The organism is Undibacterium sp. GrIS 1.8, assembly GCF_040544445.1.
Lineage (GTDB): Bacteria > Pseudomonadota > Gammaproteobacteria > Burkholderiales > Burkholderiaceae_D > Undibacterium.
This window is the reverse complement of sequence record NZ_JBEONQ010000015.1, coordinates 44,842-59,162: the sequence shown is the minus strand read 5'-3', so window position 1 is coordinate 59,162 and position 14,321 is coordinate 44,842. Positions and strand designations below refer to the sequence as shown.

Sequence of the window (14,321 nt, the reverse complement as noted above, 5' to 3'; positions counted from 1 at the left end):
TTTTATCGTCTGAAATCTAGCTCACTCGTGGGCGAATGTTGTCTCTCGACTTATTCGTGCCAGCAAACGCATTCTTTAAATCGAATTCCATCTGTTTATGAGAACCGTAAAATGGCGCTTATTTAACTATGTCCCCAATTAAAATTTATCGGATTTAATTTTAATTTATTTTGACACTGACCCTAAATATTGTTATTGATGTTTCTGTTGCGCTGCACTACTCTACGATTCAACCTTAATTTTAAGTGGAGAATTATGATGCAAGCGCAAGGCCTGTACGACCCAGCAAATGAACATGACGCCTGCGGTGTAGGCTTTGTGGCACACATCAAAGGCAAAAAATCCCACGCAATTGTGGAGCAAGGTTTGCTGATTCTTAAAAATCTGGACCATCGTGGCGCAGTCGGTGCCGATAAACTGATGGGTGACGGCGCCGGTGTGCTGATCCAAATTCCTGATCAATACTTCCGCGAAGAAATGAGCAAGCAGGGCATAGACTTGCCGCCGCCGGGTGAATATGGCGTCGGTATGATCTTTTTACCGAAAGAACACGCCTCACGTCTGGCATGCCAGCAAGAGATTGAGCGCGCCGTGCGAGCCGAAGGCCAGGTTGTTCTGGGCTGGCGCGATGTGCCGGTCGATACAGACATGCCGATGTCGCCATTAGTCCGCGAAAAAGAACCTGTGATACGCCAGATTTTTATCGGTCGTGGTGCAGATATCATGGTGACCGATGCGCTGGAACGTAAGTTATACGTCATCCGCAAGTCGGCAGTACACGCGATCGAAGCGTTGAAGCTGCTGCACGGCAAAGAATATTTTGTGCCGTCGATGTCGGCGCGCACCATCGTCTACAAGGGTTTGTTGCTGGCCGATCAGGTCGGTGTCTACTACAAAGACTTGCAAGATCCGCGCTGCGTTTCTGCATTGGCGCTGGTGCATCAGCGTTTCTCAACCAATACATTTCCAGAGTGGCCATTGGCTCACCCGTACCGCATGATTGCGCATAATGGTGAGATCAACACGGTCAAAGGTAATTTCAACTGGATGCGCGCACGCGAAGGCGTGATGAAATCCGCAGTACTAGGCGATGATTTACAAAAATTGTATCCGCTGATTTTTGAAGGTCAATCCGACACTGCCAGCTTCGATAACGCGCTGGAACTCTTAGTCATGGCTGGCTACCCGATCGCCCAGGCAATGATGATGATGATCCCTGAAGCTTGGGAAAATCACACCATGATGGACGACAATCGCCGCGCATTCTACGAATACCACGCTGCGATGATGGAGCCATGGGATGGTCCCGCTGCGATGGCATTTACCGATGGCCGCCAGATTGGTGGCACCTTGGACCGCAACGGTTTGCGCCCGGCGCGCTACATCGTGACGGATGATGATCTGGTAGTAATGGCGTCGGAATCCGGCGTATTGCCGATTCCTGAATCTAAAATCATCAAAAAATGGCGCCTGCAACCGGGCAAAATGTTTTTGATCGATCTGGATGCTGGCCGCATCATCGACGACAAAGAAATCAAAGATACCTACTCCAATGCCAAGCCATACAAGCAATGGATTCAGTCTGTGCGTATCAAACTCAACGCACTAAAAGCGGAGCAAGCAGTAGAGCCATCCAGCGCGACTTTGCTTGATCAGCAGCAGGCATTTGGCTATACACAAGAAGATTTAAAATTCTTGATGGCGCCAATGGCAACCAGTGCTGAAGAAGCGATTGGCTCCATGGGCAATGACTCATCGCTGGCGGTGATGTCAAATAAATTGAAGCCTTTGTATAACTACTTTAAGCAGTTATTCGCGCAAGTCACCAATCCACCTATCGATCCGATTCGTGAAGCGATGGTCATGTCGCTGGTATCGTTTATCGGCCCTAAACCTAACCTGCTGGACACCAACAACATCAATCCTCCGATGCGTTTGGAGGTATCGCAGCCAGTGCTGGATTTTGCCGATATTGCCAAGCTGCGTAATATTAGCGCCAACACCGGTGGCAAATTCAAGTCCTATGAACTAGATATCTGCTATCCGGTCGCATGGGGTAAAGACGGGATCGAAGCACGTCTGGCATCGATTTGTGCCGAAGTCGTCGATGCGGTCAAATCCGGTCATAACATTATGATCATCACCGACCGCAAGATGGATGCGAACAACGTCGCTATTCCTGCGCTGTTAGCAACTTCGACCGTGCATCAGCATCTGGTCAGTCGCGGTATGCGCACCATCACTGGCTTGGTGGTTGAAACTGGTTCTGCTCGCGAGACACATCACTTCGCCTTACTGGCAGGTTATGGCGCAGAAGCAGTGCATCCGTATTTGGCAATGCAAACACTTGCGGCAATGGCAAAAGATTTGCCAGGTGATTTGTCCGCAGAAAAAGCGATGTACAACTACACCAAGGCAATCGGCAAAGGCTTGATGAAAGTCATGTCCAAGATGGGTATTTCTACCTATATGTCGTATTGCGGCGCACAGATTTTTGAAGCGATAGGCTTGAATAAATCATTGGTCGACAAATACTTCAAAGGCACTGCCTCCAATGTGGAAGGGATCGGCGTATTTGAAGTCGCTGAAGAAGCATTACGTCTGCACAGTCTGGCGTTTGGTAATGATCCGGTATTGGCAAATGCTTTGGATGCAGGCGGCGAATACGCCTTCCGTATTCGCGGTGAAGACCATATGTGGACGCCGGACGCGATTGCTAAATTACAGCATTCAACCCGGACTAATAACTATAATTCCTACAAAGAATACGCTCAGATCATCAACGACCAATCTAAGCGTCACATGACCTTACGTGGTTTGTTTGAGTTCAAAATTGATCCTGCTAAAGCGATCCCGCTGGATCAGGTAGAGCCAGCCAAAGAAATTGTCAAACGCTTTGCGACTGGCGCCATGTCTCTGGGTTCTATCAGTACAGAAGCCCACGCAACCTTAGCAATTGCGATGAATCGTATTGGCGGAAAGTCGAACACAGGCGAAGGAGGGGAAGATCCTGCGCGTTATCAGCAAGAATTAAAAGGGATACCGATCAAGCAAGGCGACACCTTGGCATCGATTGTTGGTAAAGCCAATATCGAAGTTGATATGCCCTTGTTGCCAGGAGACTCTTTACGCTCCCGCATCAAGCAGGTGGCATCAGGTCGATTTGGTGTGACGACGGAATACCTGATTTCTGCTGATCAGATTCAGATCAAGATGGCACAAGGCGCCAAGCCGGGTGAGGGTGGTCAATTACCTGGGCATAAGGTATCGGAATATATCGCAAAACTGCGTTTTTCTGTGCCGGGTGTCGGCCTGATTTCCCCGCCGCCGCATCATGATATTTACTCGATTGAAGATCTGGCGCAGCTGATTCATGATTTAAAAAACGCGAATCCTAAAGCCTCAATATCTGTGAAATTGGTATCCGAAGTCGGCGTTGGTACTGTTGCCGCGGGTGTCTCTAAAGCCAAGGCCGATCATCTGGTGATTGCGGGACATGATGGCGGAACCGGCGCATCACCTTTGTCGTCCGTTAAACATGCTGGTACACCATGGGAGTTAGGTCTTTCCGAAACTCAGCAAACTCTGGTCCTGAATGGCTTGCGCGGCCGTGTGCGTGTACAGGCAGATGGTCAGATGAAGACGGGGCGTGACGTGGTAATTGCCGCAATGTTGGGTGCGGATGAAATCGGTTTTGCGACTGCACCACTGGTAGTCGAAGGCTGCATCATGATGCGCAAATGTCATTTGAACACCTGCCCTGTTGGTGTTGCAACACAAGATCCGATTTTGCGCGCTAAGTTTTCCGGCAAGCCGGAATATGTCGTCAACTACTTCTTCTTCGTTGCAGAAGAAGTACGTCAGATCATGGCGCAGTTGGGCATCCGTACTTATGACGAGTTGATTGGCCGCGTTGATTTGCTGGATAAGTCAAAAGCGATTGGACACTGGAAAGCGAAGGGATTGGATTTCAGTCGTATTTTCTATCAACCGGATGTGCCTGTAGATACGCCGATCAAGCATGTTGATGTACAAGATCATGGCTTAGAAAACGCGCTCGATAACAAGCTTATTGCGCAAGCGAAAACAGCTTTAGATACTGGTGAAAAAGTCTCTTTCATTTCACCGATCAAAAATTTAAACCGTACCGTCGGTACCATGTTGTCCGGAGAAGTCGCTAAAAAATATGGTCATGCAGGATTGCCGGACGATACGATCCATATTCAATTGCAAGGCACAGCCGGTCAATCAGCCGGTGCGTTTTTGGCACATGGCGTGACACTGGATCTGGTCGGCGAAGGTAATGATTATGTCGGCAAAGGTTTGTCCGGCGGACGTATCATTATTCGGCCTAATACCGAGTTCCGAGGCTGGGCGGTAGATAACATCATCTGCGGCAACACCGTTTTATATGGTGCTATTTCTGGTGAGGCGTTTATCAATGGCGTCGCAGGCGAGCGTTTTGCGGTACGTAACTCTGGTGCGTTGGCCGTAGTTGAAGGTACTGGTGATCATGGATGCGAATATATGACTGGCGGCACCGTGATTGTGCTGGGTGACACGGGACGTAATTTTGCTGCCGGTATGTCGGGCGGTATTGCCTATGTCTATGATCCTGATGGCGAATTTGAAGCCAGATGTAATCTATCAATGGTCGCACTAGCACCAGTTTTGGCGGGCGATGTGCAGGCAGCGACGGTTGATCCATCGCTCTGGCATAGCCGTTTGCGCGGTGGTGAAGGCGAAACAGATGAGGCGATTTTGCGTCATATGATAGAGCGCCACTTCAAACATACAGGCAGTACACGGGCGCGTAATTTGCTGGATGACTGGGCGCGTGGTCGCTCTAAATTCGTCAAAGTATTCCCAACAGAATATAAACGCGCTTTGGCTGAAATGTATGTTGCAAAACAGGCGCTTAAAGCAAAAGACACGATCGCTGCTTAATCGTACCGCGTGTACCGAGCGCACGGGATCACTTTCATGCACTCCCGTGCCGATCTTTCAGCGCAGACAAGAGCATTATTGATAAGTTGGACAGGGCATCGCCCACATCAGAATTGAAGGAATAGACATGGGTAAAGTAACCGGCTTCATGGAATACCAGCGCTTACAAGAAGCGAGCGAAGCACCGCAATCACGTAAAAAGCACTACAAAGAATTTTTAGTTCATCTGAGCGATGATCAGGCAAAAATCCAGGGCGCTCGTTGCATGGATTGTGGCATCCCTTTTTGTAATAACGGGTGTCCAGTGAATAACATCATTCCAGACTGGAATGATCTGGTCTATACCGGAAATTATCAGCAGGCCCTAGAGACACTGCATTCCACTAATAATTTTCCGGAATTTACGGGTCGGATTTGTCCCGCGCCCTGCGAAACTGCATGCACCTTGGGCATCAATGATGCGCCAGTTGGAATTAAATCGATCGAGCATTTCATCATCGACAAGGGCTGGGAAAACGGTTGGGTCAAACCACAACCCGCAGCGATTAAAACTGGAAAGAAAGTGGCGATCGTCGGCTCCGGTCCTGCCGGTCTGGCTGCAGCGCAGCAACTTGCACGGGTCGGGCATGATGTGACCGTATTTGAAAAAAATGATCGTATTGGTGGTCTGCTGCGCTATGGTATTCCTGATTTTAAAATGGAAAAGACGCATATTGACCGTCGTGTAGAACAGATGCAGGCAGAGGGTGTGGTGTTCCGTACCAGCACTTTGGTTGGTAAAGATTTTCCTTCAACAGTCACCAACTGGTCGAAAGAAACAGTCTCACCAGAGCAGCTACAAAAAGAGTTTGATGCAGTCATCATCGCGGGTGGTGCTGAGACACCACGCGATTTGCCGGTGCCTGGCCGCGAGTTAAAGGGTGTGCATTTTGCGATGGATTTCTTGCCTTCACAAAATAAAGTGAACGCGGGTGATAAGGTCAAAGATCAGATCATGGCAAGCGCCAAGCATGTGGTTGTCATTGGTGGTGGCGATACCGGCTCAGACTGCGTCGGTACTTCTAACCGTCATGGTGCTAAGTCTGTTACCCAGTTTGAACTGATGCCGCAACCACCAGAAACAGAGAACAAGCCGCTGGTCTGGCCTTATTGGCCGATCAAAATGCGCACATCTTCTTCGCACGAAGAAGGTTGCGAACGTGATTGGGCGGTCGCGACTAAACGTTTAGAAGGAAAAAACGGCAAAGTAGAAAAGCTGATTGCTGTCCGTGTGGAGTGGAAAGACGGCAAGATGCAAGAAGTACCCGATTCTGAGTTTGAAATGAAGGCAGATCTAGTGCTGCTCGCAATGGGTTTTGTTTCACCGGTACAGCAAGTGCTGGACGCTTTCGGCGTAGAAAAAGATGCCCGCGGCAATGCCAGAGCAACGACCGACGGTGTTGATTGCTACAAGACTAACGTGGACAAAGTCTACGCCGCAGGGGATATGCGTCGCGGGCAATCGCTGGTGGTATGGGCGATCCGTGAAGGCCGTCAATGCGCTCGGGAAGTGGATGCCGCTTTGATGGGGGAGTCGGTATTGCCGCGTTAATTGGTAGTAACTTAATGGCAATTTAGTAGTAATTCCTAAAGTTAACGATTTACAAGCACCCCAAAAGTTCGATATCCATCGTGACTGTTTGGGGGTTACCTTGTTTTTGAAAAGTATTAAAACCGTCCCGGCTAAACGGCGCCAATGACAGTTTTTGTGTATTAGTCAACGATTTGACGTTAATGCATCGACTATAAAATAGTCTGCAATCAAATACGTCTGCTCTTCATATCCATTACATCTCTTACTTCTCGTTTATAAAAGTCTTGCCAAGGCTTTTTATCTTGATACAAAAATTATCTTATTTCGCTTTCGTTACATTTGATTTACATGATTTTGCAATGTGATCAATGTTAGTAGCCGCATTAAGCATAAATTTACGCAAGTTTTCATTAGGCGGTACAGCCAGAAATTGCATCTTATTTCTAGTTTAGGCCAAGTGAATTTTCGTAAAACCAGCAATGAAAATGGAGTGATAGATACATTGCTTAATTGCAAGTTAAATCGATACTCTAATGCTTTGTTTTGTTGTTTTCAGGTTTTTCTAATACTGATTTGTTGACATGGAATATGTAAAAATGTTTTCATCGAGAACTGGAATTTGATTTCATGTTGTTTCAAGATGTTTCAAGTTGTATCAGGTTCGGTGTCGTTTTGGCCGCAAGATTTAATACGACGCCACAGTAACGCACTTTTAAATGTAACTAATGTAAAAGGGAAGACTATGAAGTTTCAATTGAAATTAATGCCGATGGTAATCGCCCATGTGATCGCTAGTGGTGCACTATCCGCTATGACCGCTTCAGTAGCGATGGCGCAAGAAACAACGGCCTCAGCAGATGCGCCACAGCGTATTACGATTACAGGTTCCGCGATTAGCCGCGCGAACAAAGAAACACCGAGTCCTGTGCAGGTTTTGAGTTCAGACGATTTGGCGAAATCAGGTTTTACGACAGTTCAAGAAGTACTCAATAACATTACATCTAATGGCGCAGGTGCATTGTCACAAGGCTTCGCAGGCGCATTTGCCGGTGGCGCCAGTGGTATTGCATTGCGCGGTTTGTCTGTAGGTGCAACCTTGGTCTTGATCGATGGTCACCGTATGGCGCCGTTCCCAGTTGGCGACGATGCGCAGCGTCAATTCGTCGATATTTCAAGCATCCCGTTTGATATGGTTGATCGTATTGAGGTACTTAAAGATGGTGCTTCCTCCATGTACGGTTCAGACGCGATCGCAGGCGTGGTCAACGTTATTTTGAAAAAATCTTACAAAGGTACTGCTGTTAGTGCTGAAGCCGGTGCTACACAGCATGGCGGCGGTCAAAATACCCACCTGACTTTGTCTCATGGTTTCGGTGATCTTGACACAGATGGCTACAATGCTTTTGGTAGCGTTGAATATCGCAAATCTGATCCAATTAAGGTTTCCCAGCGCTCAAACAATTTGTGGGCAAATGGTGACTGGACCTCACGTGGCGGTATCAATCAGAATCCAGGCGTACCTAATGCTGCCAATGCTGGCCGTACTGCAACCAATACACCATATTTCTATAACCAGACCGGTACTGGTGGTGCAACTAACCCAGCTAATTTTAGCTTTGCGACACCCGCTTGTGATTTTGCTAAATACAGCGCAGGCGCTTGCGCTGTAAGCAATACGTCCTCAAATATTTTAAGTGAAACTGAAAATCTCAATTTGTTGGCTGGCTTCACTAAAAAATTAGCTGGCGATTGGGAATTGAAACTCAAAGCATCAATGTTCAGCAGCGAAAACAAAAACAATCGCGGCTTACCTGCTACTTTTCCAGCGGGTTCATTTGCTGGTAGCACAACGCTGGTACCGGGTCAGGCGCCGCAAATTGTTAACGTAATCCCAAGTTTCTTGGTGCCTGCTAACTACCCTGGCAATCCTTATGGCAAAGCCGTTCGAATTTATGGTTATATCCCAGACGTTGATTCAAATGCCTCTGCAGATACAAAAACTAAATCGTATCGTCTGGCTAGTGATTTGTCTGGTTCCCTCGCTGGATGGGATGTTAACGCGTCTTTAGGTTACTCAAAAGTAGTTTCTGATACTGACTACTCTGGTTATATTAATCGTGCAGCACTTTATGCTGCGCTGACACGTGCAACTAACCCTTTCAAGATTACTGGTGGTAACACTGCCGAAGATATTGCTGCAATTTCACCGCATTTTTCTAAAGAAGCTACCTCCGAGTTGGCCTTTGCTGAATTGCGTTTTGGTCGCGAATTGATGGCGTTGCCAGGCGGAGCGTTGGGATTGTCTACTGGTCTGAGTTTTGTGCATAAGAAAATTGATTCACCATCCGCGCTGCTGTTGCAAAACGGAACTGTTGGTAACGGTGGAGCGTACTCTTTTGGTAAAGAAAATAACACCGCCGCATTTTTCGAATTAGTTGCGCCAGTCCTGAAAAATCTGGAACTAGATGTATCAGGTCGTTTCGATCATTTTGATACTTACGGTAATTCATCAACGCCAAAAGTGGGCTTCAAATTTACGCCTCATCAAATGATCACTGTGCGTGGTACATATTCGCAAGGATTCCGCGCTCCTAATGCGGCAGAGAATGGTACTGCTGGAGCATTCTTCTCATCCGGTGCGGTTAATGACCCAATTTTGTGTGCTGATGGAAATCCAAAGACTAAAGGTAACGTTGTTGCAGCTTGCGGCGTACAACCCGCTTATGTACAAACCACGACCAAAGATCTGCAACCTGAGAAATCGACTTCAGCAACGTTTGGTCTGATTATCGAGCCAATTAAAGGCTGGGCAACGACGATCGATTACTACCAGGTTGAAATTAAGAACCAAGTCAACACAGCGTCCTTGTTACCAGGTTTCGTTCCTAATTTCGTTCGCTCAACACCATTGGAAACAGCGATTGCTGATGGTAATGGCGGAACTGTTCTTGCAGTACCTCCTGTCGGTCAGATTGCTTATGCAACATCTGGTTATGTTAACGTTGGTAGCACTAAGACAACTGGCATCGATCTGGATACATCATATAAATTTAAACTTGATTCGTACGGTGATGTAAAGGTCGGTTTGCAGTTCTCCCATATGTTCAGCTATCAACTGACATTCCTTGATAAGACGTATGAACTTGCAGGTACTCATGGTCCATCAGGTGTCAGTGGTAATACTGGTAATCCTAAAAACCGCGCACAGTTGACTGTCAGTTACGACAAGGGTCCTTTGAACGTGACGACTGCTCTTAACTGGGTAGGTAGTTTCTCAGCACTCGACCCATCAGTCGATGGCAACAGCTGTGCAACTGCTGCACGTGATGTCGGTGGCCGTAACTATTTCTTCGGAAAAACTCAGCCAGATAGCTTCTGTACGATTGCATCGTTCTTGTCTACTAACATGACAGCAACTTATAAGTTGACCAAGAACTGGACAGTACACGGTACAGTGTTGAACATGTTTGATCGTCAACCACCTATCGATGCATCAACATACGGTAACGCTGGTAATGTACTCGGCTACAATGCAACCTTGCATCAAGCAGGCGCAATTGGTCGTGCATTCAACATTGGCGCAGCTTATACGTTCTAAGTTGTAAGTCATTTGATCACTATCCTGCTTCAGGATAAGTGATACAAGGGAGGGAGGGCTTTTGCCTTCTCTCCCTTTTTTCTTAATGGATTAAAACCAGATTTTCACTACATAGTGATCACTTTATAGAATTGTAAGTGACATGCGGTGCGCCTAATCGATGGGTAGTATGGCCGACCCGTGAAGTCTGTTATGGCGCAACCGAAGTTGATAGTACTTTGATGCGGGAGTCGTTATTGCCACGTTAATTCCCATTAATCCCTCTTGATTGAGATTCATAAGCTAACTGTATCAACGCAGACACAGATGTCGTGTTGGTAATAATAAAAAATAATAGACATATTTGCAAATATAGCGGTACTGCGCTACATTGGATTCATAGATTTTTCCCATCGGTAATGCATCTGTTTTATTTAAAAAAAACAGTACTTTTCGATAGCTAAGCAAGCTTGCCAGTGTTCGTGATTTTGAGATTATTGATAAAGATTCAATATACTCCCCCTTTATTTTTTTGAAATATGCCTTAATGTCCAATGATTATATGGACAAATTAAATATACTCATGACAGTATTAATTTGAGCTTTGTGTTTGTCCTATACACCAAGAAAGGTGTGCGATATGGATTCACTACTAAGTTGGATTATCACTAGCGAGTTTATGCCGCACGGTCATTGTTATTTATGGACGCCATCCTTGCTTTGGCTCTACGTCGCGTCCGATACGCTGACTGGGATTTCTTACTACTCCATCCCCCTTGCACTGATCTTTTTTGTTCGCAGACGGCATGATCTGGAATTTAACTGGATCTTCATTATGTTTTCCGCATTTATCTTTGCCTGCGGAACGACTCATTTGATTTCCATTTTAACGATATGGGAGCCGGCTTATTGGCTTGATGCCTCGGTCAAAGGATTTACCGCTGTGTTGTCGGTGGTGACTGCAGTGATGCTATGGCGCTTAATGCCAACCGCACTCAAAATTCCTAGCACTACTTTACTCAACGAAACGATTAAAAAGCTAGAGTCAGAAGTAGCTCGCAGAGGTCTGGCCGAGAGAAATCTGACTCAACTCAACAAAGAGCTGGATGCGCAAGTCATCGCGCGTACCCAGAAATTAACTGAAACAAATGAGATGCTTCTCCTGACGCAACAAAATCTTGAGAAAAAAATACAAGAAGTCACCGTCATCAATCAAGAGTTAAATAATTTTACCTATGTCGCCTCACATGACCTGAAGTCGCCGTTAAGAGGCATAGATCAGCTGGCTAACTGGATTTCTGAGGATTTAGCCGATACGCTCAATCCAGACACACAACGGCATTTATATTTAATCAGAAGCCGTATTCAGCGCATGGAGATGTTGCTGGATGATTTACTTGCTTATGCGCGCGTCGGGCGGGCAGATGATGAAATCGTGACAGTCGATACCCGCGTATTGGTAAGCGATATTTTTGAATTACTCAAAACTAGTGGGGCAATTCGATTGGAGGCCGCAGACGATTTACCTACTGTCCAAACACGAAAAGTCCCTTTGAATTTGGTGCTCCGTAATCTAATCAGTAATGCGATAAAACATCACAACAAGCCGGATGGGCGTATTTTTGTCGGAGCAAAGATTATTGCCGTGAGTGTAAATAATGAAGCAAACAATCGCCTAAACAACGACGCAAACAATGACGCAAACAAAGGTATCGCTCATTACATAGAGTTCACCGTCAAAGATGATGGCCCAGGTATTGCGCCCGAGCATCAGCAACGCGTATTTGGCATGTTTCAGACTCTTAAGCCACGCGACGAAGTTGAAGGTAGTGGTATCGGTCTGGCGCTGGTAAAGAAAGCGGTTGAATCTGTCGGTGGTACGGTACAGCTGGTTTCTGACGGGCAGACTGGATGCACATTCCGTTTTCTATGGCCTGTCAATATTACTTAATGAGGTCGCCATGCCAGACAAAGCTAAGCGTTATAAAGACGTCACAATCATGCTGGTTGACGATGATGATGTCGACGTCATGGGTGTTGAGCGCGCCCTTAAAAAGTTAAAAATTATCAATCCGGTAGTACGTGCAAGAGATGGCATTGAAGCGCTCGAATTATTACGAATGCCGAATGCCGTTCGTCAGCCGTATTTGATTATGCTGGATCTCAATATGCCCAGAATGAACGGTCTGGAGATGTTGGAGGTACTGCGCAATGATCCATCCCTTTCCAGTGCGGTCGTATTTGTTTTGACCACATCAAAGACGGATGAGGATAAGGTTGCGGCCTACCAAAAGCATGTTGCAGGTTATATCGTCAAAAGTCAGGTCGGCGATGGTTTCTTGCGGGTGATGGAGATGATCGATCATTTCTGGCGGGTGGTCGAACTACCGGTTATGGAGTGAGACAAACAAAACAACAGGTCCAACGATGAATAATTCTTCGCTTCGCTTATTGTTAATTGATGACGATGCACTTGATCGTCAATCCGTGATGCGATCTTTGCGTCAGAGCGCCGTTGTCTGTGAGATCGTTGAGGCAACGAACGCGCAGAGCGGTTTAGCATTTGCTTCAGAGCAGCACTTTGACGCGATTTTGCTAGACTATCGCTTACCTGATCAGGACGGGATTGAGGTTCTTCGGCTACTGAGAAATGGGCCGTTTGAGAGTGTCGTCATCCTGATGCTCAGTGGGGTGGATGACGAACTTATCGCTGAACGTTGTTTGCAGTTAGGAGCGCAGGATTTTTTACTAAAGACTGAGGTTACAGGCAGAGGTTTGATCCGATCAGTACGACAAGCGAGGCAGCGCTATGTTATCGAAAATGAGTTGAAAGAAAGTCGTGAGCAATTACGGCAGTTATCAGAACATGATCAGCTCACCGGCCTGATCAATCGACGGGGATTTGAATTGGCGCTCGAAACCGCAGTAGCTAGGGTACGGAGAAGTAAGAGTAATCTGGCAGTACTGTTACTCGACCTGGATGATTTCAAAAGTGTGAATGACACATTGGGGCACGAAGCTGGCGACAGATTATTGATCGAAATTGCGCGACGATTGGGAACTGTCGTTAGGGACAGTGATATTTTGTGTCGACTGGGAGGCGATGAGTTCGTCGTGTTGATGACCAATTTTGAGCATGAAGATCAGCCAGCGTTGCTCGCCGATCGTATTGTAGTAATGCTGCAATGTCCGATATCAACGGGAGTGACTGAGCAGATTATTACGACGAGTATCGGTATTGCTTTACTCGATGTATCGACAAATAATGGCGATGATTTGCTCAAATTTGCCGATGTGGCGATGTATCAGGCTAAACAAGATGGACGCAATCAAAGTCGATTCTATTCGGCATCATTGCAAGAGACAGTCGAGTTTCGTAGTTTGATGAAAAACGACCTGTATAAAGCCTTGGATAGGGAGGAATTTCTTGTCTTCTATCAAGCACAAATTAATTCTGTTGATGGATCATTGGGTGGGATGGAGGCATTGGTACGCTGGCAGCATCCGCGTTTTGGTTTGTTATCACCGATTGCGTTTATGTCAGTCGCAGAAGAGACCGGTTTGATTGTCGATATCGGCAACTGGGTTTTGCGGCAGTCTTGCCAGCAGCTTAAAGAGTGGCAACAGCGATTTCCAGCTAAGTGTAGTAACTTAGTGGTTGCTGTTAATTTGTCGGCAATACAGATTAAGCAGATTGGACTGGCGAAACTTGTATTTGATGTGCTTGCCGAATCTGGCTTGGACGCTGGGAATTTAGAATTGGAAATTACTGAAAGTGCTTTAATCAGAGATCCCAGTTCATCCGTCGCGGTACTGTCTGCTATTGCGGAGCAAGGTATTCATTTCTCTCTGGATGATTTTGGAACCGGTTATTCTTCGCTGGATCATTTGAAGTTATTCCCCGTTACCGTTTTGAAAATTGATAAAGGCTTTATTTCTACAATTGGGGATAGTACGAAGAGTGAGCGTCTGTTGATGGCGATTATTGCGTTTGCCAAAGCTTTGGAGATGAAAGTTGTCGCTGAAGGAGTCGAGACTAAAGAGCAAGCAGCTTTTTGTATTCGATATGGTTGCGACTTACTGCAGGGATACTATTATTCGCGGCCAATACCGGCAAACGAGTTTGAAGTAGCATTTTTATTATAAGGATGTACTGTAGTTGCCATACTAATATCTTAAATTCAGTACGATGCCGCCATCAATGCTGTATTTTATAGACAAAAT

6 protein-coding genes are annotated in these 14,321 nt (G+C 46.4%); all 6 read left to right on the top strand.

Going from position 1 to position 14,321, the window contains the following annotated elements:
• Positions 1-258 precede the first annotated feature (258 nt).
• A complete protein-coding gene (locus AAKU64_RS09225; protein WP_354329098.1) occupies positions 259-4,947 on the top strand; it encodes a glutamate synthase-related protein in 4,689 nt (1,562 codons plus the stop codon).
• Positions 4,948-5,074: 127 nt separating this feature from the next.
• Positions 5,075-6,538, top strand: coding sequence for a glutamate synthase subunit beta (locus tag AAKU64_RS09220; RefSeq protein WP_354329100.1), 1,464 nt, complete (start codon positions 5,075-5,077; stop codon positions 6,536-6,538).
• 724 nt (positions 6,539-7,262) lie between these two features.
• Complete coding sequence (locus tag AAKU64_RS09215; protein WP_354329102.1) at positions 7,263-10,118, top strand: TonB-dependent receptor domain-containing protein; 2,856 nt, start codon at positions 7,263-7,265, stop codon at positions 10,116-10,118.
• Between the two features lie 619 nt (positions 10,119-10,737).
• Positions 10,738-12,048 carry a sensor histidine kinase gene (locus AAKU64_RS09210; RefSeq protein WP_354362038.1) on the top strand — a complete coding sequence of 437 codons (1,311 nt, stop codon included), beginning with the start codon at positions 10,738-10,740 and terminating at the stop codon, positions 12,046-12,048.
• A gap of 10 nt (positions 12,049-12,058) precedes the next feature.
• A complete protein-coding gene (locus tag AAKU64_RS09205) occupies positions 12,059-12,499 on the top strand; it encodes a response regulator (protein WP_322121076.1) in 441 nt (146 codons plus the stop codon).
• A gap of 25 nt (positions 12,500-12,524) precedes the next feature.
• Positions 12,525-14,243: a putative bifunctional diguanylate cyclase/phosphodiesterase gene (locus AAKU64_RS09200; protein ID WP_354362037.1), complete on the top strand. Its 1,719-nt coding sequence runs from the start codon at positions 12,525-12,527 to the stop codon at positions 14,241-14,243.
• Positions 14,244-14,321: the final 78 nt, after the last annotated feature.